The sequence below is a fragment of the Streptococcus sp. 2021WUSS109 genome (assembly GCF_044427305.1).
Lineage (GTDB): Bacteria > Bacillota > Bacilli > Lactobacillales > Streptococcaceae > Streptococcus > Streptococcus suis.
This window is the reverse complement of the sequence record NZ_JAOTGF010000012.1, coordinates 1-21,118: the sequence shown is the minus strand read 5'-3', so window position 1 is coordinate 21,118 and position 21,118 is coordinate 1. Positions and strand designations below refer to the sequence as shown.

Annotated in this window: 19 protein-coding genes; 1 reads left to right on the top strand and 18 read right to left on the bottom strand. The window is 39.3% G+C overall.

The window, feature by feature from the left end; translation table 11 throughout:
* Window positions 1-13: 13 nt before the first annotated feature.
* From ODU37_RS06155 to ODU37_RS06070, 18 genes are all read right to left on the bottom strand, one after another.
* On the bottom strand, window positions 14-1,072 hold the full coding sequence (locus tag ODU37_RS06155) for an MmcQ/YjbR family DNA-binding protein (RefSeq protein WP_249562215.1): 1,059 nt from the start codon (window positions 1,070-1,072) through the stop codon (window positions 14-16).
* 14 nt (window positions 1,073-1,086) lie between these two features.
* Window positions 1,087-2,241 carry an XRE family transcriptional regulator gene (locus ODU37_RS06150; protein ID WP_044758542.1) on the bottom strand — a complete coding sequence of 385 codons (1,155 nt, stop codon included), beginning with the start codon at window positions 2,239-2,241 and terminating at the stop codon, window positions 1,087-1,089.
* Between the two features lie 12 nt (window positions 2,242-2,253).
* Entirely contained in the window at window positions 2,254-2,976 is a 723-nt protein-coding gene (locus ODU37_RS06145) for a hypothetical protein (protein WP_044758543.1), read from the bottom strand.
* Window positions 2,977-3,091: 115 nt separating this feature from the next.
* Complete coding sequence (locus ODU37_RS06140; RefSeq protein WP_249562216.1) at window positions 3,092-5,806, bottom strand: TOTE conflict system archaeo-eukaryotic primase domain-containing protein; 2,715 nt, start codon at window positions 5,804-5,806, stop codon at window positions 3,092-3,094.
* Between the two features lie 93 nt (window positions 5,807-5,899).
* Window positions 5,900-6,706, bottom strand: coding sequence for a Fic family protein (locus ODU37_RS06135; protein WP_105159126.1), 807 nt, complete (start codon window positions 6,704-6,706; stop codon window positions 5,900-5,902).
* A 59-nt stretch (window positions 6,707-6,765) separates the two neighbouring features.
* On the bottom strand, window positions 6,766-7,770 hold the full coding sequence (locus ODU37_RS06130) for a DUF4435 domain-containing protein (RefSeq protein ID WP_161499141.1): 1,005 nt from the start codon (window positions 7,768-7,770) through the stop codon (window positions 6,766-6,768).
* Window positions 7,763-9,229, bottom strand: coding sequence for an AAA family ATPase (locus ODU37_RS06125; protein WP_105159124.1), 1,467 nt, complete (start codon window positions 9,227-9,229; stop codon window positions 7,763-7,765). Before ODU37_RS06125 ends, ODU37_RS06130 begins: the two co-directional genes overlap by 8 nt.
* A 75-nt stretch (window positions 9,230-9,304) precedes the next feature.
* Window positions 9,305-11,956, bottom strand: coding sequence for a valine--tRNA ligase (locus ODU37_RS06120; RefSeq protein WP_249562217.1), 2,652 nt, complete (start codon window positions 11,954-11,956; stop codon window positions 9,305-9,307).
* 114 nt (window positions 11,957-12,070) lie between these two features.
* Window positions 12,071-12,643 (bottom strand): shikimate kinase, encoded by a 573-nt coding sequence (locus ODU37_RS06115; RefSeq protein WP_105159122.1) that lies wholly within the window; start codon window positions 12,641-12,643, stop codon window positions 12,071-12,073.
* Window positions 12,640-13,029: a VOC family protein gene (locus ODU37_RS06110; RefSeq protein ID WP_105106265.1), complete on the bottom strand. Its 390-nt coding sequence runs from the start codon at window positions 13,027-13,029 to the stop codon at window positions 12,640-12,642. Before ODU37_RS06110 ends, ODU37_RS06115 begins: the two co-directional genes overlap by 4 nt.
* 241 nt (window positions 13,030-13,270) lie before the next feature.
* Window positions 13,271-13,657 carry a helix-hairpin-helix domain-containing protein gene (locus ODU37_RS06105; RefSeq protein WP_013730198.1) on the bottom strand — a complete coding sequence of 129 codons (387 nt, stop codon included), beginning with the start codon at window positions 13,655-13,657 and terminating at the stop codon, window positions 13,271-13,273.
* 22 nt (window positions 13,658-13,679) lie between these two features.
* Complete coding sequence (locus ODU37_RS06100) at window positions 13,680-13,934, bottom strand: DUF1912 family protein (protein WP_002943432.1); 255 nt, start codon at window positions 13,932-13,934, stop codon at window positions 13,680-13,682.
* Window positions 13,935-14,043: 109 nt separating this feature from the next.
* Window positions 14,044-15,045 carry an aldose epimerase family protein gene (locus tag ODU37_RS06095; RefSeq protein ID WP_105106266.1) on the bottom strand — a complete coding sequence of 334 codons (1,002 nt, stop codon included), beginning with the start codon at window positions 15,043-15,045 and terminating at the stop codon, window positions 14,044-14,046.
* A 456-nt stretch (window positions 15,046-15,501) separates the two neighbouring features.
* Complete coding sequence (locus tag ODU37_RS06090; protein ID WP_044754828.1) at window positions 15,502-15,903, bottom strand: PTS sugar transporter subunit IIA; 402 nt, start codon at window positions 15,901-15,903, stop codon at window positions 15,502-15,504.
* On the bottom strand, window positions 15,903-16,721 hold the full coding sequence (locus tag ODU37_RS06085) for a PTS system mannose/fructose/sorbose family transporter subunit IID (protein WP_004194091.1): 819 nt from the start codon (window positions 16,719-16,721) through the stop codon (window positions 15,903-15,905). The genes ODU37_RS06090 and ODU37_RS06085 overlap by 1 nt, the downstream gene beginning before the upstream one ends.
* Entirely contained in the window at window positions 16,708-17,610 is a 903-nt protein-coding gene (locus tag ODU37_RS06080; RefSeq protein WP_024399825.1) for a PTS mannose/fructose/sorbose/N-acetylgalactosamine transporter subunit IIC, read from the bottom strand. The genes ODU37_RS06085 and ODU37_RS06080 overlap by 14 nt, the downstream gene beginning before the upstream one ends.
* A 38-nt stretch (window positions 17,611-17,648) precedes the next feature.
* A complete protein-coding gene (locus ODU37_RS06075; protein ID WP_004194095.1) occupies window positions 17,649-18,134 on the bottom strand; it encodes a PTS sugar transporter subunit IIB in 486 nt (161 codons plus the stop codon).
* Between the two features lie 53 nt (window positions 18,135-18,187).
* The gene (locus ODU37_RS06070) at window positions 18,188-19,960 is read right to left on the bottom strand and encodes a beta-galactosidase family protein (protein ID WP_249562218.1); all 1,773 of its coding nucleotides are present in this window, start codon (window positions 19,958-19,960) and stop codon (window positions 18,188-18,190) included.
* A 206-nt stretch (window positions 19,961-20,166) separates the two neighbouring features.
* On the opposite strand from ODU37_RS06070, the gene ODU37_RS06065 reads away from it, so the two are divergent.
* Entirely contained in the window at window positions 20,167-20,877 is a 711-nt protein-coding gene (locus tag ODU37_RS06065; protein WP_029172587.1) for a GntR family transcriptional regulator, read from the top strand.
* The last annotated feature ends 241 nt before the right edge of the window (window positions 20,878-21,118 follow it).

The following is a 21,118-nucleotide window of genomic DNA, read 5'->3' as shown; positions in this document are numbered from 1 at the left end:
ATATTCTGATAATTTAATGGAGGTTTTTCACTTCGGATGTCAGTACTTCTATCACACCCTCTGTCAAGCGTCTAGGTCCACGCACCGCCCTGACTCCCAAGTCCATCATGCGCGCTCTCGGCAAAATATCATCGGAAAACTGAGCGAGCAATTCCACTTGCATGATTTTCTTCTCTGTAGGAATGTCTGATTGTCCGTGATTTTCTAGATTCGCCCCCAAGACACGACAAACATAACGAATGGCCTGTACAGGCTCCGTCACGTAGATGGCTACGATGTCCCCAACTTGAATGGTTGATTTTTGCGACCAATAGACCACCTTATTTTCCGCAAACTCGGTATCAATATCATAGACCTTTGGATTGGCTGGAATAACCCAGTAATCAGGCCCTTGCTCCGCCTTGTAGGATTTTGGTCCTACAAGATAGCGGCTCTTCTCAAGGAGGACTAATATCGCTTCATCTTCCACAGTATCATCGAGCAAGACCGACACCCAGCTCTTCTTGGACATATGGTAGGCTGGGAAGATGCCCGACTGACTCAGCAGCTCTGCTATTTCCCGACCATCAACCTTGATATTGACAATCTCCACCAGTTCTTGATTATCGCTCCCATCCAGCTGTCCCCGCTTGACCTGAGTCACCAAAGCGTACCACTTGCTATTGGCAGGATGACGAAAAACCCCTGTTTCCGGTGACTTGGCAAAGGGATAATCAGGTAGGTCACCCCACTTCTCCTTGATGAGCTGGGCTATGCGGTTGCTTTGGTCTTTGGAAAATGGCAGAGCGATACAACAAGCCTCCTCTACCCGAGTCAAAATGGACTGATAGCTTTCTCTCACCTGCCCCACAAAAGCCCCAGCTGGCGCAGTCACCAGATGGGCAGTATAGACCTCCTCCATCTCACAATCCCAGACAAAGGACGACAGCTGACCAGCCTCATCAACCTCCACCACCGCCTCAAACTGCCCCTCCATGAACACCTCACGGTAGATGTAACGATTGTTGGAGAGGATAAAACCGAAAGGGAGGAGAGAGGGGAGGTTGATTTGGTAAGAATTAGTTTTGTTCATTACTCTACTCCCCGTCATTCTTTTCTAGAAAACAATGGAATTACATTATCAAATGTATCTAATTGAAGCAAATACTTATCAAAAAATTTCACATCAAATGAAAATAATTGACTGATAAAATTCTTTGATACTCTCTGATTTCGTTCAATATCTGACAGAGTTAAAAGATTGTTTGAAAGGATAACATCTAAGATACTTCTGATTTTACTTGGTTTCTTTAAGGGAATTTCCAAATCTAGTGGCTCAACTACTTTATATCCTTTTTTTGAAATCTGTCGATAGAAATAAGAATTTTGCTGTGGAGTCAGTAAGCCAAGCTTGTAAGCTCTATATTCAAGCGCTTGAATTGAGACACCAAAACGTTTTTTTAACAAGATATATTGATCAGGATTGCTGACACGCTTACCTACAATATTCATAAAATCCATTAAAAATTGTTTCCTAGGTAACAGGAAATAGGAGGCAAATTGATTAGCTTCTTTCTCTTTTTCCTCTAATTCTTCTTTTGACAGTTCCTCAAAATCTACTTGGTTGTGCAAGAGTAGATGCCCTAGTTCATGTGCTAAATCAAAATTACGTCGTACCGCTGATTTTCCCAGCCCCAAAACGATAAAAGGTCGACCATTACGTGACCAAGCACTATAGGCATCCGCATTCCCATTGATTAATCTCTCTGAAATGTATATCCCAGATTTTTCTAAACTATAGAGGAGATTGGCATTATCAACTGATACTGCCAATACCTCTCTAGCATGATCAGCAATAAATTCAAGTGATTCATGTTGCTGAAGTTTTTGCTCAATACTATCAACTAACTGGTAAATTATTTGATTAGGAATGGATACAAAGTTCTCCAAATAATCTATCATCTGATTCATTTTTTCCAAATATACCATTTGGATATGGACGGTTTTTTTGGCCTCAAGGTCTGCATTCCGAAAGGCAATGCGACTTAGTGAGAATGAACCATTCTTATCAACAGCATCAAAATAGTCAACTTCAACCTGAAAAAAACGAGCCATTGCTATCTTATTTTTCATTTTTGGAAGTGTAACTCCTGTTTCAAATTGCCAAATAGCCTGTTCGGACACCTCAAGCTCTCTTGCCAAATCTGCACGTGTAAGGCCATTCAGAAGTCTTAATTCTTCCAGTCTTGAACCATTGAACATTTTTTTGCCTTTCTAAGCTTCTTTTTCTGAAGCGAGACGTGGTATAATCTCAAAATCAGCTACATCATCAATCTCTGATAAGCCTTGTAACTCTTGATATTTTTCATCGTTAAAATCAACATTACTTGTAGAAATAAATGTTGATAAATTTTGAATTTCAATCAATTTCCCCGTTCTTGAATCAGGCATGATAACTTGAATATTCGTCAAGTGATGTAATTCATCAGCCTGATATGTGATAAAGAAAAAATTATTGATAGATTGTTCAGACCGATTCAAAAGTTCAAATAATTTGTCATCAAATAATTCCATCTGAACAGGGAAAAGCGTACTTTCATCTGTATTCCTTGAAAGATTTTCTAGGTAACTTGTATTAATTTGAGCATAGTCAAATAAATAGCCCTTTCCACTTTTTACTGCTGTTGGAAAAACCTGTCGCAAGCGAGTAAGACCTTTTAAAACAAAACATACACGTCCTAATAGTTGATTTTCTGAGTTAAATTCTAAAAATTCCCAAGATTGACCCGCATGTTTTAATTCAAATGTATCAATAAAGGTTAAGTCCGCAACCGCAAGTGCATCATCGATATGGTTCGCTTTAGTCCAAGCATAACCCGCAGAAACATGCATTGTTCTTCTCTTTTCAATTCGTTCATCAAGATATGACTTGTATCCCTTCAATATAGCATCTACAATAGATTGACTTTGATCGGGAGTAAAAATTTCTCGTTCCATAAACACCTCCATTTATATCATTCTATCATATTTTTATAAAAAACATTAAATTTCACTACAAAAATGATATATTTTCTAAAGAAAATTCCGAACAAAATTTTCGGGATTTTGTTTATTATCTAATGTTTAAATTTAAATCTTCAAATTTTTCAAGCAACTCCTCAGCGATAGCTTGACTTTCCAACCTTAGCAAACTAGCTTGGTCATCCGACTGATATGTAAAGGGGGACAAATTGCCATACCAAACGAGATTACTATCTAAGATAACTGCGGTCGTACCAATCCTTTCTGGTACAAGCTTCACCTTTACATTGTTACTGTTTACCCCCGTTAACCACTCGCTTAACTTATGGTTTTTGGAGGCATGAATAACCACTTGTTTTCCTAGGAGCAGTCCAAATAATTCCTGAATCCTACTAGAAGTGAATGAATGCAATTGTAAATGGACTGTTGAACGTGTGTTCCGCAAGTCCTCTCTAAATTTCTCCTCGTAATTCCTACCACTAAATAGTACTTGGGTTTGTTCTTTCTCTCCAACCTGATAAGCCATTTTTCGATAAGCTATCTGACGTTTCTGGTACATTCTTTCAAGGTAGGGAACGTGTATATCAAGATAGTCAACTATTCTCACCTCAGTTTTGCCTTGATAGGGACGGTGAAGCCGTCCTGCATACTGTATGAGATTATTTTTCCAAGACAAAGGAGCGGCCAAAATTAATGTATCCAACTTTGGCATATCAAAACCCTCGCCAATATATCTTCCAGTTGAAATGAGGATAAAGGGACTATTCTTATCTAGCTCACTGATTCTTTTCAGGAGTTCTTTCGTATCTCTTCTTTTACTCGCTCCACTCAGACAAAAAATATTGGTCATTTCTTTTTCGATAAGTAGCTTTTCCAATAGTTCTATATGTTCTCGTCGATTGACCAAGACAAGGATGTTTCGCTTTTCTTGATATAGTTTGAAAATATCTTGCACAATCAATGTATTGCGATGTAAATCTTTGGCAAGCCAATCATTAAGTACAGAAAAGTTTGTGCTCCTTGACTGCTCCAAATCTAACTTTCCAAAAGATGTTAAACGGAGTAGCAATCTCTTTTCAAACTCATATTGTTCAGATTGAGCAGTATGTAAAATTGGGCCAATACGTTGAAAGACAATCGGTTGATGTCCATTTTTACGCTCTGGCGTTGCTGTTAAACCATATAGATATTGACCAGCAAATTGAGCAACTACTTTTTCAAACTGCAATGCTGTCACATGGTGGCATTCATCCACAATCATCATATCGTAATCCGACAAAAAGTCAGAAATAGTGTCCAATTGGAAGAGAGATTGAATCATAACCACATCCACCAGTTTGCTCCTCCATCTTTTAGAAGCCCCATATTGCCCAATATGCCCTATTACTTTTACACGCCCTGAAGGAGTATAGCGAACCGCCTCTTCCTCTTCAATCTCTAAAAATTCATCCAACCTTTCCAACCACTGCTCCATCAGTTGACGATTATGAACTAAGATAAGCGTTCGGCATTTCCTTTGTGCAATCAAGGCTGCCCCCAGAACAGTCTTCCCAAAACCTGTTTCGGCACATAGCAGGCCATTCTCACTAGCTAATAAATCTGCCAAAGCAAGCTCCTGCTCAAAACGTAACATCCCTTTGAAAGAAATCTGAATCGGAGATAAACTGTTGCGATTGTCCCTAACAGTTACTGTTTCAAATATTTCTTGTAAGCTTGCAAGTATTCCTCTTGGAAGATGCAATGCTTCATCCGTTTCTTCAAATAAATAGATGCGTTCTGGAGTCTGATAAGTTGGCTGTCTAGACGCTTGTTTTAGATAAAATTCAGGATTGGAAAAGGATGCCAACTTTCTCAATAAGTAATTTGTTTTTGAAGAAATAGTCCTCTTCTCAACTCGAATAAGATTTGATAGGCTACAATCTAATACTGTATCATCTACAGAATCTGAAAACTCCTGCCCTAAGAAGTCTAGTATTTTCTTCTGTCCAATCTTTTGAACCTGTTGAAGATAGGTCCATTGTTCAGAAAAGGGCTGAAAATATTTATCAACAAAAACAGTTCTTCCCTTCTTGAAAGCGTCCCCTTGTAAGGGCAGGGCGATAAGATTGCCAAATCCTCCCTTGGGCAGAATATCTTGATTTGGAAACATACGGTCAAATGAAGAAAAACGAATATCTTTTGACTCCTGCATGGCCAATTCCAGCAATCGTTTCCCAACATTTCTTGCCTGCTGACAAGCAATTTCTTCCTCGAAGAAAAACCAGAGGTGAGCACCATTGCCCGAACGAGAGATTTCAATATGCACCTCAAAACCATACTTTTCTGCTGTATCTCGTAGAATGGAGACCTCTTCTCTCCAATTCTTTTTATCAAAATCAATCACCAAAAAAGAACAAGTATCTTCTAAACTCATTGGAAAAATACCAATACTTATTTCGCCACGTAGGTGAGCCAATAACACCTGTTTAGTCAAAGGTTGACAGGTTCTCTTTTCCGCAGGAAGACTTTTCCAGCCATAATTGTAAGAAGGAAAATAGTTGATTTTCCCATTTTCATCAATATAGGACTTCGCATAGACATCCAAACGCCCCTTAAAAAGATTGAGCAGAATGGAGAGTTTTTCATCGGTACTTAGTTGATGTTTTTGTTCCTCAAAGTAATCGTGTAAATGCTTATCACTAATCAGAAATTGCTGATTGCTATCTTGAAATTGCATTAAATTCAGAATCTTATCGGTAGCATAATAGGGAAAACGAGCAAGATACTTCGCAACCTTACCCGTTGATTTTTCATAATAATAGGACATAGATTTCTCCAAATTGCCTAACGAGCTTATCAACGAAAAGTCAAAAGCCCAAGTATTCACTGGTCTATTTCCGACTTGAAAACTATCCTGTCTTTATTGATATTCAACAATCCCCAACTCCTCATACATCCTCTCGCTCGATAAATCATTCTGACCATCCAAGAGGAGATTTTCAAAGAAGGCAGTTAAAAAGTCTGAGCGTTTATTGACTAACTTAGCATTGTCAAGCACAAGGGCATCACGGAAATATTTGGCGTATTTTTGAAAAGGCTCGTTGTCAATGTCGAAACCAAGTGAGCGAAGATATTTGATGAGAAATACGGTGATTGTTCGAGTATTCCCTTCACGGAATGGGTGGATTTGCCAGATACCTGAAATAAAGGATTGGATATGGGCAACAATGGCTTTTTTATCTAATTCAACATAAGAAAAATTCCTTTCTTGCTGGAAATCGTAGTCCAAAGTTGCGACAATCAAGGGAAAATCTGAATAAATCACAGTGTCCCCCTTTAAAACTGGCTCATTTTTTGTAATGTTAACCGTTCGATACTCACCTACTGGAATACTGCTGTCAAAAATATCCTGAAAGAGTTCTTTGTGGATATGTAAGAGAGTGGTTGGTCGGAGGCTAAAACCGTTTTGAGAAAGCATTTCAACAATTCGGAGAGAGACAATATCCGCCTCTTGCGTACTGTCATCAGTTGACTCGTGGTATTTCGTAATTTCCTCGTACACCTGCTCATAGGTGTACTCTCCACGAGCTTGCCTATCAGCTAACTCTTCCATATAAACAGACGGAGTCAACCCATCCACTTTTTGAAGACCAAAACCCGTTCCCCAGAGTTCTTGCTTGGCTTCGTAGGAAAGATTAGGATTATCAATGTTGTAAGTTGGTTGCATAGACTCCTCCTGTTTGAATTTCTAGCCTTATTATACCACAAAATCTTATCATCAAAATATTATGCAGAAATCTTACATGAAAAAAATTTTGCTAAGTCTTGGGTCAGAATAGCATATTTAGATAGGCTACTCAACATTTCGTAATCTGATTTACTAGAATTAAAATTGATAGCACCTTTACCATATGCTTTTTGAACTGATTTTAAAAATAGAATTAAAAATTTAAAATCTTCCTTACCTCTAAAATAGTATTCAATCTGGCTACAATATTTTAATTTGTTTTTATCGAAATGCCTCTTTATATTAGGTATATTTTTATTTAAATTAGATAATTTGCCAGTCAGCTCTTCCATTTTCTTATCATCATTATCCTTTTTTAATTTTTCTAAGTTCTTACTATATCTTTCCATTAAATAATCAAAATCCAAATCATGTATTTCTTTCCCATCAATTCCTGAATTGATAAATTTTATTGAGAAATCAGATTTCATCTGAAGACAAGCAGATATTGATAAAACATCCAAATCTAAATCAATTTCATTCTTTTTACAAGTAAGCGCAAAAATATTATAATCGGTTAATTTTTCAATAAATTTTTCATGAGATACTGTATAATTGCTTATAATCTCTTCAAATGCTTCACTGCCACTATTAAAACCAAACTCTTCTTCTATAATTTCAGCAACTACTTCTTTTGAAGTATAATAATTTTCCAACGAATAGTATTCAGTTTGGAAAAAATGTTCATTTATTTGTTGTCTATCTTCATAGTCTTTATCAACAATAAACATCATTTTTTCAAGTCTCTCATTGTCTTTTTCCAATTTGTGATAAAGTTTATTAACTTCAGCCTTTCCTCCACAATCAAAATGTTGGATTTCTGGCTTATCACCCTTTATCTTTGAATATAACTCCTTAAATTTATTTAGATAGTAAACCCTATCATAACCTTCGAAGAAAAAATAATAGGCACACGGTTTTATATTCTTACTTTGTATATAGTTTAGCCAGACAGTACTTGCATTTTTACTGCTATTTCGCATACCTTCAACTCTATCAGTCATTATTAAATTCCTCATCTGCATACGATACATTATCATCCATTTTCACTCCAATTTCGCATGCATTTTCAAATAAATTTTCAAAAATAAACGGTGAGTGTGTTACTGCCATCAAGAAGTTTAAATTTTCTGATTTGGATAGGTCAACCAAAAAGTCTTTTTGCCACTCAATTGATAATGATAGTTCTGGTTCGTCAAATAATGCAATTATTTTTTCTTTATCTTCAAGAATTATCTTAGAAAAAATTGATACAATTTGTTTCTCACCAGATGACAACTGACTCAATTCTATTTTTCTTCCGTTTTTATCATATATATCAAGATCTAGAGAAGATTGATCATATATATATTGTTTATTGACTAAGTACTTATTTACAACCTCTACAAAAGAATTTATTTTTTCATCTGTTTTACTAAGTTCTAAATAATTTTCAATAATTTTATTAAGTAAATTCATTAAATACTTGTCTTTGTCTATAGAAAATTCTTTTTTCTCAATTTTTTTTATTATTTTATTAATTGTTTCTTCACTTACTTTATTTCCCAAACGTTTCAAAGCAATTCTTAATGTTTCAGGCTTTACAGTTTCTAAAAATGAAAACGAAAATCCTGTCTCCTCAATATACTGATTAAGTAATCCAGTTGTCATTTGTTCATAATTTCGACTAGTTACTGTTTTTATGCCATATAAAATTTCCTTGATTTGACTTGTAACATCATCCATACCAAAGTTAATAAGATTTGCTTTTATTTCTTCCCTAAAAGGAAGATTATCTAAATCTTCTTTTTCAAACAAACTCTCTTCAATACGACGATAAGTCGGAAAATAAAGAATTTTATTCTCTCGTCTAATTTCATTTAATTTTCTCGAGAGAGCAGCAAATGGATTATTAACATTCATGTTTTCATTATGGTGAATATGCGTCTCATCATATATATAAGCTAGCGTATAAATGAAAAAATTTTTAGGAATCCTAAAATTATGTTCTCTATTCAAATTATACAATTCATTTAAATCAAGGCTTTCAAATTTTTTAGCATCTTTTACTCTATTTTGAATGGAATCATCTATGTCATTAACCCACTCCTGGATTCCTCTTCCGCTCTTTTCTCTATTTTTCCTCATTTTAACAACTCTTTCAATATCGAAAACTTTTCTCTTATCTGAAAGATATTTCCTAACAATCTCATCGGTTAGTGGAGAATCAATATAATCTAAAAGATCATCTTTCGAAAATGCAATTTCATCACCTTCTCCCATTTTTAGTACGATAGTATTAAAATTATATTTGCCTAATTCTTTGTAATTACCATTGAGTAAGTAATATAACATGTTTAAAATGGTCGTTTTACCTAAACCATTCTCACCTACAAAAATATTCGTCTTATTGCTAAAATTTAAACTAATATCTTTATAACCATGTAATCCTCTAATTTCGAATTTTTTAAAAGTTAGTTCCATAAAATACCTCCATATTTTTCTTCATTATACCAAAAAACGTTAGCATTTGCTAGCGTTTTCATAATTATTAAAACCTTACCCCACCAGTTTCTTCATCTCTTCAATCCGCGCTACTGTCGCATCATACTTAGCTTGGTAGTCGGCTTGTTTTTCTTTTTCTTTTTCAACGACTTCTGGTTTGGCGTTGGCGATGAAACGTTCGTTGCTGAGTTTTTTTCCGACCATGTCTAGTTCTTTTTGCCATTTGGCAAGCTCTTTGTCCAGACGAGCCAACTCTTCTTCTACGTTGAGGAGGTCGGCTAGTGGCAAGAAGATTTCAGCACCGGTGATAACGGCTGACATGGCTAGTTCTGGTGCAACGATACTTGAGCTGATTTCCAGATGCTCTGGGTTGGTAAAGCGGCGGATGTAGTTTTCGTTGGCTTTGAAGAAGGTTTCAAGCTCGCTATCTGCCGTCTTAATCAAAATGGTAATCGGCTTAGAAGGGGCAACGTTCACTTCTGCTCTGCTATTTCGCACCGAACGAATCAGATCCTTAAGGCTTTCTACTCCCTTGTGGGCTTCCGCATTTTCAAAGGCTGGGTTGACAACAGGGTAAGCTGCCACCACGATAGAGCCCTCTGCGTACTGAGCGAAGATCTCTTCCGTCACAAACGGCATGATTGGGTGGAGGAGACGAAGGATTTGGTCCAACGTGTAGAGAAGGACAGAGCGGGTCATGACTTTCTCGGCCTCATTGTCGCTGTAAAGCACTTCCTTGGTCAGCTCGACATACCAGTTGGCGAACTCTTCCCAGATGAAGTTGTAGAGGATGTGACCAGCCACACCAAACTCGAACTTGTCGAAGTTTTCAGTGACTTTGGCAATGGTTTCGTTAAGGTTGTGGAGAATCCAGCGGTCCGTCACGTTGCCAGCCTCACCAGCTACAACTTTGGCGACATTGTCACGCGCCGCATCCAAGGTCAAACCTTCATTGTTCATGAGGATGTAGCGAGAAATGTTCCAAATCTTATTGATGAAGTTCCAAGACGCGTCCATCTTCTCATAAGAGAAGCGAACATCTTGACCAGGGGCAGAGCCGTTTGACAGGAACCAACGCAAAGCATCTGCACCGTATTTCTCGATGACGTCCATTGGGTCGATCCCGTTTCCGAGCGACTTGGACATCTTGCGACCTTCTTCGTCACGAATCAAACCATGAATCAGCACGTTCTTAAATGGCTGACGGCCTGTGAACTCAAGCGATTGGAAAATCATCCGTGAAACCCAGAAAAAGATGATATCGTAGCCCGTTACCAAGGTTGAGGTTGGGAAGTAACGCTGGAAGTCCTCCGCGTTTTCGTCAGGCCAGCCCATGGTTGAAAATGGCCAAAGGGCAGAGCTGAACCAGGTATCTAGGACATCCTCATCCTGTACCCAACCGTCACCTACTGGAGCCTCTTCTCCGACGTACATTTCGCCAGATTCGTTATACCATGCTGGAATCTGATGACCCCACCAAAGCTGACGCGAGATAACCCAATCGTGTACATTTTCCATCCATTGTAGGAAGGTATCGTTGAAACGTGGTGGGTAAAATTCTACCTTATCAGCTGTGTCTTGGTTGGCAATGGCATTCTTAGCCAGTTGGTCCATTTTGACAAACCATTGAGTTGACAAGCGTGGCTCGACTACCACACCTGTACGCTCTGAGTGACCAACTGAATGAACACGGTTTTCGATTTCCACAAGGGCACCTAGTTCTTGCAACTTAGCAACCGTTGCCTTACGAGCTTCAAAACGGTCCATACCTGCAAATTCGCCTGCCAACTCGTTCATGGTACCGTCGTCGTTCATAACATTGACTTGTGGCAGATTGTGGCGTTGACCTACGAGGAAGTCATTTGGATCGTGGGCAGGTGTGATTTTCACAACCCCCGTACCAAATTCTGGGTCTGCGTGTTCATCCGCAACGATTGGAATTAACTTGTTAACAATTGGCAGGATAACGTTTTTGCCAATCAAGTCCTTGTAACGTGGGTCTTCTGGGTTAACCGCCACCGCAACGTCACCGAACATGGTTTCAGGACGAGTTGTCGCAACTTGAAGGGCACGAGAACCATCTTCCAACATGTAATTCATGTGGTAGAAAGCACCTTCTACGTCCTTGTGGATAACTTCGATATCAGAAAGAGCTGTGCGAGCCGTAGGGTCCCAGTTGATGATAAATTCGCCACGGTAGATCCAGCCTTTTTTGTAGAGTTCTACAAAGACCTTGCGAACAGCTTTTGACAAGCCTTCATCAAGTGTGAAACGTTCACGTGAATAATCCACAGATAAACCTAGTTTACCCCATTGCTCCTTGATGGTTGTAGCATATTCATCCTTCCATTCCCAGACTTTGTCGAGGAATTTTTCACGACCAAGATCATAGCGTGTGACACCTTGCTCCCGCAAGCGTTCCTCCACCTTAGCCTGAGTGGCAATCCCCGCATGGTCCATACCTGGAAGCCAGAGGGTATCAAAGCCCTGCATGCGTTTCTGGCGGATGATGATATCTTGAAGGGTTGTATCCCAAGCGTGTCCTAAGTGCAACTTACCAGTTACGTTTGGCGGCGGAATGACGATGGAATAAGGCTTGGCCTCCGCATCGCCTGACGGCTTAAAGACATCTTGGTCCAACCAAGTCTGGTAACGACCAGCCTCAACCTCGGCTGGATTGTATTTTGGTGATAATTCTTTTGACATTAATTTTTCTCCTTCAGTATTCTTTAAGAAAATTGGTTTATACTATCTTCAAGCTAGAAATAGCCCAATTCTTTTTCATATAATCTCCTAGAAATAGTCAGTCCTTCGGGCTGGCTATTTCGTTTGTTCTTGCTCAAGCTCCTCCATTTTTTGGATAATCAGTTGAGCAACTTCATTAGCAGTAAGGTGGGTATTATTAATTTTATGATAATGGTCAAGTTGCTTAGGAGCAAATTCTGGATTAAACTTTGCAAACTTCATAGTATCTAGAATATCTTTTTCAGACCACTCAATATTTCTTTTCCAAGGTTTATGTTGCAAACGATTTTCGGTCACATTTCTTCTTAAACGTTCTTGCAGCTCTGTTTCCAATTCAATAAACAAAACAGCTTGATTCCTACTGTGATAAATCTCTTGAATATTCTCTAAAAAAGAAATATCTGCTGGATCATTAAAGTCAATAACAACTGTAAAAATCAAACCCAAATCAGTTTTCGCAGAGGTTTCAAAAAACTTCATACGAATATCATTAATAAGTTCTCTCGCTTCGTCAGACATTGGAAAAAATTTTGTTACGAAATCGATTGATTCATGATTATGAAACAAAACCAAATCAGTTAACTTCTCAACTTCCTGCCCAATGGTCATCTTGCCAGAAGCTTGTGCTCCAATAATAATTAGATTCATCTTTCCTCCCCCACCAACTCTATCTTAATCCCATCTGGGTCTTCCAAATAGAGGGCATAGTGATTTGGCCCTCCTGCGTGGGGATAACGGTCGTCGTAGAGCAGTTTGACTCGTCTGGTCAAAAATTCCTTCCGCCATTGGTCAATCTCATCAGGTGTACCCACATGAAAAGCTAGATGATTGAGACCAGTGCGACAGCGGTGATAACCTGCCTCTAGGAAGTCCTGTGGCGTTTGGACAAAGACCAAGTACTGCTCTGCTTTTTTATAAGACAGCCCTTTATCCCACTCCTGATAGAGCGAGTAGCCCAGCTTGGTCAGAAGAAAATCGTAAAATGCACGTGAGGTTGCCAAGTCTGAAACATATATTTCAACATGATGTAGCATATCTTCTCCTTTCCAAATGAAAATCCCTGCCTAGACTTGCTAGACAGGGACGAAGTTATTCCGCGGTACCACCCTTGTTCAGATAAACTATCTGCACTTTGCTTATTCGATTCACATCATCAGCAACCAGTTTTGACATTTGTGCGGATTTCTCAGTACCACCGCTTCCTGTGACAAATGGGGTTCAAAACACCTCTGAATGGTTTTATTGTAACAAATTGCACCTTGAAAAGCAAGGGATTTAGGCTTTCAAGTCAATCCCTTTTTCTTTCAATTGCTTGATAGTTGCAGGACCGATGCCTTTAAGAGCCAAGAGCTCTTTTTCTGTATGGTTTGCAAAATCAGCCACAGATTGAATACCTGCTTCGTAGAAGGTTTCCAAACGTGCTGCCGCAATGCCTTCCAACTCAGGAAGTGCCAAGAAGTCTTCCAATGAAGTCGCTGAAGAAGTCACCTCTGCTACAACTTCTTTCACTTGTTCCACAGCATGCTCTACTACAGCCTCAGCCTTGTGAGCAACTGTCTCTACTACCTCTGCTGCTCTTTCAAGACCTACACGACCTGCACGTTTCAAGTCTGCTAATTGCTTTTTCAATTGTTTTTTTCGATTTACTTTTTTCTTTGCCATTTTTCATCTCTCTCCTGTCTGATTAATAATGCCTCTGACCAAACAACTCATCTGGTAAATCATGAAAACCTTTGCCAGCATGGTAGTTGGCAAATTTCCCTTGAATGAATCGATAGGCATCCAGCTTGCTCTCATAACGAATATAAGCATCCGCTGCACGCTCATCTTTGTCTTCTTCCAAGACACGACGACTTTCTTCAACCGCCATTTCGTTTACCATGACCTGAGTGTTGACCCAAGCTTCAAATTCTTTTAAAAATTCTTGTTCTTTTGTCATTATTTTCCTCTTTCGCCTGCTTCGATTGAAACACACCGGTTTATTATACCATATTTTCTAGAAAACACAAGAAAACCCTAACTGTAACACAGTTAGAGTCCCCATTTTTTTACCAAGTAAAACGATAGGTCGTTTTAGACAAAAAATCTTCTCCTTGTTCTAACAAAATCGAACCAAATCCATCGACATTGCACGCATTCGGCAAGGCCTGACACTCTAAACTAAAGACACCGTGGTAACAGGCCAAAGCTTCAATAGGAAAATTATATGTATAAATAACGACCGCAGGCTGGTTGGTTTTGACACTGAGTCCAATTTTCCCATCTGGACTGACCACTTCAACTGGCCTATCCACATCCTCCAAAAGCCACGGATGGTCGTAGCCCTTCACCAACACATTCTGTGGGTGTTGGCTATCAAATCCCTGAGCAAAAGGCGCAAAATCTCTAAAATCAAACGGCGTCCCTGTCACATCTTCTAAGACACCCGTTGGCAGGTTATCCTCCCCAAGCGGAGCATAGTGATTCGCAGCAATTTTAATACGGTGCTCGGCAACTGACCGTTGAAAATCACCAGTCAAGTTGAAATAGATATGGTTGGTCGGATTAAAAATCGTATCCTTATCCGATACAGCCTGGTAGTCAACGGTCAATTCATTTTTATCCGTCAAACAATAAATAGCCTTGACCCTCACATCACCAGGAAAGCCATTAAAACCATCTTTTAGGACCATACCAAAGGTCACTTGATTTCTCTCATGGTCTAGCTCAACGTCCCAGTACTGCTCATTTGCCGTGTCAACCCCACCGTGTAGAGTCCTACCAGGTTCATTTTCTGTGAAATGGTAGCTTGTTCCCTTTATCTCAGCTTGGGCTCCTGAAATACGCCCCGCTACTGGGATAATTGTTGAACCAGGATACAAATCTGTCTTGCTGTAATCTTCATCCGACTTAGCCGCCAAACTGACATTTCGTAAACCGCCATTCTCTTCTACTGGCAGAAGCACTTCTACCACTCTGGCACCAAAATCCGTCAAGGTTACCTGCATCCCATTCTTGTTTTCCAAACAATACAGTTTTGCTTTTTCACCAAATGTTTTTACTTCAATCATTTCTTTTCCTCACAAGCCAAATGGGAGTGGGAAAGAACTCGACCAGTCTAAAAAGAGTTCGTCAACAAGTCTTTATTTCTAGTTGTTGAGCTGAAACAGTCTATCCCCAGACTGTTTCACTCCCATCCCCGCACAGCTCAAACTGTCTGGGAGACAGTTTGAGGTTGGAGATAAAGCGAACTTTGTTCGCAACAGTCGTAATGGTCAGATTGGGAGTGGGAAACACGAACAAATCTGCCAATCAACCACTGCGCTGAGATGTTGACTCGAACTCTGAGAAGCGAGGCTGGACTTTCTGCCCAGCCTCAGGATACTTAAAGCCTATCAACTATAGAACCTTTTATAATTAACGAAAATCAAATCCGTCTGTAACAATCGGCTGAGTTAGCCTCACTCTCTTATCTCTAGGCTCAAGCTGTCTTTGGTCACTCTTTCATTTCAACTTCCCTGACTGTCTCACTCATCGTCATCCTCATCACTTGTTAATAGGCTATTGACGTGGACAAGGTTGCTTGTACCAAATTCGACATAGTCTACGGCTTCGCCAAGCAGGACGCCGTTCAAGAATCCGATAACCATTGGCATATTCATACCTGCATAGAGGTCAAACTGCCCACCTTCAATCAATTTTCGTGATACGATGTTGGCTGGTGTACCGCCCAACAAGTCTGCGAAGACAACAAAGTCATCTAGATTAGCAATTGTTTCTTCAAATTTTTTCTGGAAGTCTTCTGGACCTTCTTCTGGTAATAAAGCTACTGTGTAGATGTCCTCTTGAGGACCCATAATCATTTCAGTAGATTTTTTCAACTCCTCGCAGAAGATACCATGACTTACTAATACTAAACTTCTAACCATTATACCATACCAAATAGGAAGTGACCGATTGCTGACAAGCCAAGTGCAAGCACAATAATAATCAAGATAGCTTTAGTCGAAGTCATGCCACGACGACCAAGAAGCCAGAAGACAAATCCTGTAAAGATTGCAGGTACTAGACGTGGGAAGATGGTATTCAGAATGTCTTGAATATCAATCACTTTTTCTCCAATAGCTGGAGCCCAAGTTACTTCAAAGTTAATCATAGTTGCAATCAGGGCTCCCATCATGAAGACACCCATTACAGATGCTGCATCAACGAGAGCTGTCAAGCGATCGCGCATGGTTGTAATCAACTTAGTACCTTCTTTGTAGGCAACTTCCAACTGTTTCCAACGGAAAATATCATAGGCAATGGCTACTGCTACCCAAAGGAAGATACCAACTGGAGATCCCTCTTTACCCATAGTAGCAGCCACAGTCCCCATAATCGCTGGAACAAGAGAACCAAATATTGAGTCACCAATTGGGGCAAATGGTCCCATCAAACCTGTCTTAACACCGTTAACCGCATCTTTAGAAGCGACGCCATCACTTTCTTCAAGTGCCAAGTCAATACCTGTAATGATGGTATGGAAGAATGGTGAAGTATTGAAGAACTGAGTATGCAATTTCATCATTTCCTTCAACTCAGGAGTACCATCTCCGTACATTTTACGCAATTGTGGCAAAATCATGTAGAGGTAGCCAGATGCCTGCATCCGCTCATAGTTCCAACCAAGTTGGAAAGTGAACAAGCTACGTTTGTTGATTTGATTAAAATCTTCTTTTGTTAGTTTGTAATTAGATTTCGTCATCTTCAATTTCCCCACTTTCTGAATTTGATGGAGCAACCACAGTTACTTTTTGGCTATTTTTGAAGTGAAGCACTGAAAGGAATGCACCCACAATAGCGATACCAATCATTGACAAACCTTTGAAGTTATTGACAAAGCTTACACCTGCATCTTCAGGAAGAGTGCCAACGATACCAGCAACTGCACCACCCAAAGCTGATACGTTACCGTAAAGAACAGTCAACATAGCTGTAAGAGCGAAACCGAATGCCAAGTAGTGAAGGTTGCGTTTAAGTGGAAGATAGTGAAGTAAGATTGCAAATCCAAGACCTGGAAGCATACGAGCTGCAAGAGTTAAGCCTGCTGCAATCCATTTGTATTCAGGCAACTCAATCGTAGTGACAAGAGTTTCTACAAGACCACCACCAAAAGCAAGGGCAAGAAAAACTGGAAGTGCACGAGAAAGTGCCCAAGGAATTGCACCAAGAAGGTAGTTGCGTTCAATACCAGCATAGTCAAAACGTTCAATTGCTGCATCTACACGATGGGCAAAGAAAGTAGTGGTGAAACGACCTAAAATATCTGTATAAACCAACAATCCTGCAACTGGTACGCCAATAGTGGAAATAGCAATTTCTGGATCTAAACCTTGTGAAATTGAGAAAGCTGTCGCAAGAACCGCACCAGATGTTGCATCAATACGTGACGCACCACCGAAAGTACCAACTCCCAAGACAACTAGCTGCAAACTTGCACCAATTAGCAAGCCAACTTCCATGTTCCCCATGATTAAACCAGTGATAAACCCTGCAAAGACTGGTGAACCTGCTGACGATACAATTGTCAGCTCGTCACAAATCTGGTAAGCAGAGTAGAGCGTGAGAAGTAATATTTGCCACCATTGCATAATAGTGATCCTCCTTTAAATTTTTCAAAAATATCCGAATGTTATCTAACCTTATCCAATAATGGCATAAAGTCTTTTGGTGAATCGCCAGGTACCATTTGTGCAAATAATTTTACACCCTTAGCCGCCAAGGCATCAAAATCTGCAATATCCTTATCTACAACGTTAATAGAACGAGTTACAGAACGAGTTTCCGGAGTTTGAGACATATTCCCTACGTTCAACTCAGGGAGCTCAACCCCGTACTCTACCAAGCGAAGGAAGTTTTCTGGACGACGAGCAACAATCAAGAGACGTTGACTATCATACTTGCCCTCCTTAATATTATTAGCAGCCTTTTCGATCGGTAAAATCGATAATTTTACGCCTGGAGGACATGCTAATTTCAGTCCTTGTTTTTCAATGTCATTTTGAGCAACAGCATCATCGATAACCATGATACGACCGATGTTCAATTTCGTCGTCCATAAGTTAGCAACCTGACCGTGGATCAAACGACCATCAATACGCGTAGCAATAATTGCCATACAGTGTTCTCCTTTTCTTCATAAATCTTTTAGGCAGAAACCGATTAAAATTTCTACAAGTCTTTTATAACGGGGCTTTGTGAAAAATGAATCTTCTCTCTATATTTTCCTTCTGTCTCGAAAACAATTATTTCATTCGCTCCTTTCTTTAAGTATCCTTTTGGAATATAGAGATAGAGAATTGGTCCTTTTTCCCAAAAACGTCCAATATTTACATTATTAACGAAAACAACTCCCTTACCAAAACCTGTCATGTCTAAGTAAGTATCCGCAAGTTCATCCAGTTCAAACTGATAACGATAGAAAGCAGCTTGACCTTCCTCCCAGCCCTTACTAAAATCCAAGTCCTCAACTGACTCAAGATGCAAAGGATAGGTTTCCCAATGACCAATAAAATGTAAATCAGCCATCGCACCTCGACCAAGCCCTTTAGACTGGGTAGGAGCCGTTAGTTTGTGCCCATAATTGACACGTCCCATATTTTCTACCAAAATATCTAATTTTAGCTTGTCATCTTTAAAATCCAATTCAACATCGTCACCAATCTCAGTCTGATACTGAGTTGCAACGAGTTTTCCATCTGCATAAATTTGGATACGGTCACGCGCATCAACCACTCGGAAACGTTCCGCTTCTGTCTTATCCCGCTCCAGCTCTGTTCTATATAAAATATAACCTGTTGACTGATCAAGTTCTTCCATATTCTTAGGATAAAACCCTTTCACGCAACCGCTTACATTTTCTAGAGTAGCAAATAAACTCACCTTATCATGAAGCGACACATCTGAAAAAGCTTTTGCCTCTTTTACAAGCGGTTCTGCATACTCTAATTCAGGATAGACTTCTTTCAAACGTTGTTGCAAAAGATAAAACTTCTTAGTAGGATTTCCAGCTTCATCCAATATAGCATCATAATCATAAGAAGTTACCTGAGGCAAATCAATTTGACCACGAGCAGAGCAACCATTCATGAAACCAAAATTTGTTCCACCATGGAACATGTACAGATTCAAGGAGCCCAATTCGATACATTCCATAACCGAATCAACCATTTCCTCCGGCTCTCTACGAATAATTTCATCACCCCAACGATTGAACCAACCATCCCAAAATTCCATACACATGAGTGGCCAATTCTTCTGATGTTCATTAAAGAATGCCGTCATATTTGCAAAATTCTCTCTAGCTTTAGAACCAAAGTTTCCTGTTACAAATACATCGTCCTCTATCAGTGTTCCTGCACGTAATGTTGCTCGCCAAGAACCGTCCGAGGTAAACAAGGGAGCAGTTAGACCATGTTTACGCATCAAGCCAGCCACCGATCTTAGATACTCCTTCTCCTCACCATAAGAGCCATACTCATTTTCCACTTGGAACATAAGTACATTCCCACCCTGTGCGAGTTGGAGCTTGGCCAATTTAGGAATAAGAGAAGCGTAATATTCATCTAAGTGCTGCAAGTACACCGAATCACTCGAACGTACTCTAAGCTCTTCCTTCATCAACCAAGCAGGGAGGCCACCCCATTCCCACTCCGCACAAATATAAGGGGAAGGACGTACAATTGCATAAAGCCCTAATTCTTGAGCCAATTTCAAAAATCGCTCTATATCCAATATACCCTCGTAACAAAACTCACCCTTTCGAGGTTCATGCATATTCCAAGGGACATAGGTTTCAACCGTATTAAAACCAAGGGCCTTTAAGTTATACAAAGAATGGTACCAATCATCAGGATGGACACGAAAATAATGAATCGCTCCTGATAAAATCTTAAAGGGTTCACCGTCCAAATAAAATTGGTCTCCAATATAAAATTCTTTCATTTCTTCCTCCGATGCAACCGCTTACCTTTCTATTAATATACTAACACTTCTTTGTGGTTATGTCCAGTACTTTTTGAAAAATTTTTTACCATTTTTTATCACCTTTATAAAGTGAAAAAGTATATTTTTGTGGGTATTTTAGCTATATTTTTTGATTTTCATCAACTAATTTAGTATAATAAGCTGTGGAAAGGAAGGAAATAAGTATGAAAGTACCGAAGTACCAACTTATACAAAACGACTTACGCCAACAGATTGTTTCTGGCAAATTTGAAAATGGCGACAAATTTTACACAGAATCTGAATTAACAAAACTATTTAACGTTAGCTCTATTACCGTTATTCGTGCAGTAAACGAACTAGTTAAAGACGGCTACCTCGTTCGTCAACAAGGTAAAGGAACCTTTGTATCCCGTTCACGCAAAGGACGTCTTGTAGAATTTTCTGATATTGAGATTTTTCCTATGGATAAGGATAAGGTTACTGTTCTCTCGTGCGAAAAAAGCAATAAACCCGATATCCTTGAAAAACTAAATCTTGACAAGAATGAGTTTTATTATAAAATTGTACGCGTCCGCGCAGCAGAAGACACTCCATACATCTTCCACAATTCATACATCCCTCAACGATATATCCAGAATCCAGATGCTCCACTCGAGCACTATCAATCAATCTATCAACGCTTCAAACTGGACTACAATATCCACATGTCCGAGGAACCATTTGTAGAAACGAATGAAATTGTCAGCCCATGTCCAAAAGAGGTTGCCACTCATTTGAAATTAAAAGCGACTGAACCAGCTGTACTACAAAACAAAACAACTACTAACAGTACTAGCGGTGAAGTGATGGAATATACTGAAACTTACAAACACTGGAAGTATTACAAATTTGAAATTACAGCCAATCATCGCTAAAAAAACGCAGACTAACGTCCGCAATGTCATTAAGTTAAGCATTTAAGTAGCTAAAGAAACTATTCCCGTCTGAGCAGTTCATGACAAAACGGGAATAGTTTTTATTTTAGGGCGCACAAAAAGGAGGTTTTTTAACCCTATTTTTCAACTATTATGTTACTCTATAAGTGAAGCTTACAGGTACCTTGCTTTTTATCTTTCTTTGGAACGTTCGATTGGGTCGGATGATGGATAAATGTTT

Excerpts from the sequence above, each read along its gene's own strand:
- ODU37_RS06155 (WP_249562215.1), bottom strand. The coding sequence starts at position 1,072 with ATGAACAAAACTAATTCTTACCAAATCAACCTCCCCTCTCTCCTCCCT.
- ODU37_RS06150 (WP_044758542.1), bottom strand. The coding sequence starts at position 2,241 with ATGTTCAATGGTTCAAGACTGGAAGAATTAAGACTTCTGAATGGCCTT.
- ODU37_RS06145 (WP_044758543.1), bottom strand. The coding sequence starts at position 2,976 with ATGGAACGAGAAATTTTTACTCCCGATCAAAGTCAATCTATTGTAGAT.
- ODU37_RS06140 (WP_249562216.1), bottom strand. The coding sequence starts at position 5,806 with ATGTCCTATTATTATGAAAAATCAACGGGTAAGGTTGCGAAGTATCTT.
- ODU37_RS06135 (WP_105159126.1), bottom strand. The coding sequence starts at position 6,706 with ATGCAACCAACTTACAACATTGATAATCCTAATCTTTCCTACGAAGCC.
- ODU37_RS06130 (WP_161499141.1), bottom strand. The coding sequence starts at position 7,770 with ATGACTGATAGAGTTGAAGGTATGCGAAATAGCAGTAAAAATGCAAGT.
- ODU37_RS06125 (WP_105159124.1), bottom strand. The coding sequence starts at position 9,229 with ATGGAACTAACTTTTAAAAAATTCGAAATTAGAGGATTACATGGTTAT.
- ODU37_RS06120 (WP_249562217.1), bottom strand. The coding sequence starts at position 11,956 with ATGTCAAAAGAATTATCACCAAAATACAATCCAGCCGAGGTTGAGGCT.
- ODU37_RS06115 (WP_105159122.1), bottom strand. The coding sequence starts at position 12,643 with ATGAATCTAATTATTATTGGAGCACAAGCTTCTGGCAAGATGACCATT.
- ODU37_RS06110 (WP_105106265.1), bottom strand. The coding sequence starts at position 13,029 with ATGCTACATCATGTTGAAATATATGTTTCAGACTTGGCAACCTCACGT.
- ODU37_RS06105 (WP_013730198.1), bottom strand. The coding sequence starts at position 13,657 with ATGGCAAAGAAAAAAGTAAATCGAAAAAAACAATTGAAAAAGCAATTA.
- ODU37_RS06100 (WP_002943432.1), bottom strand. The coding sequence starts at position 13,934 with ATGACAAAAGAACAAGAATTTTTAAAAGAATTTGAAGCTTGGGTCAAC.
- ODU37_RS06095 (WP_105106266.1), bottom strand. The coding sequence starts at position 15,045 with ATGATTGAAGTAAAAACATTTGGTGAAAAAGCAAAACTGTATTGTTTG.
- ODU37_RS06090 (WP_044754828.1), bottom strand. The coding sequence starts at position 15,903 with ATGGTTAGAAGTTTAGTATTAGTAAGTCATGGTATCTTCTGCGAGGAG.
- ODU37_RS06085 (WP_004194091.1), bottom strand. The coding sequence starts at position 16,721 with ATGACGAAATCTAATTACAAACTAACAAAAGAAGATTTTAATCAAATC.
- ODU37_RS06075 (WP_004194095.1), bottom strand. The coding sequence starts at position 18,134 with ATGGCAATTATTGCTACGCGTATTGATGGTCGTTTGATCCACGGTCAG.
- ODU37_RS06070 (WP_249562218.1), bottom strand. The coding sequence starts at position 19,960 with ATGAAAGAATTTTATATTGGAGACCAATTTTATTTGGACGGTGAACCC.
- ODU37_RS06065 (WP_029172587.1), top strand. The coding sequence starts at position 20,167 with ATGAAAGTACCGAAGTACCAACTTATACAAAACGACTTACGCCAACAG.